This window comes from Virgibacillus salexigens (genome assembly GCF_014905415.1).
Taxonomy (GTDB): domain Bacteria; phylum Bacillota; class Bacilli; order Bacillales; family Amphibacillaceae; genus Virgibacillus; species Virgibacillus salexigens.
In genome coordinates, this window is record NZ_BNEO01000106.1 from 1 (window position 1) to 313 (window position 313).

The 313-nt window shown below is 40.3% G+C and carries 1 protein-coding gene; it reads left to right on the forward strand.

What is annotated here, in order from left to right; all coding sequences use genetic code 11:
• A partial coding sequence (locus tag JKP73_RS22430; RefSeq protein WP_234447177.1) for an asparagine synthase-related protein occupies nucleotides 1–313 on the forward strand: 313 nt, incomplete at both ends.

The window sequence follows — 313 nt, forward strand, 5'->3', positions numbered from 1 at the left end:
GTAGGAAGAGAAAAAGGCATGTTACGAACGGCAATGGAAGGGATTTTACCTCATGACGTGCTATATCGTAAAAAAAGCCCATATCCGAAAACCTTTCAACCCGAATATACGCAAGCAGTAACGACATGGTTGCAAGTGATTTTAGATGATAAAGAAGCACGGTTATTTGAGTTTCTTAAGCGTGAAAAGGTTGAAGCGATTTTACAAAGTGAAGGGAAAGAATACAAAGACCCTTGGTATGGTCAACTAATGAAGGGCCCCCAACTTATTGCCCATCTCTGTCAAATTGATTATTGGCTGCGGAAATATAACG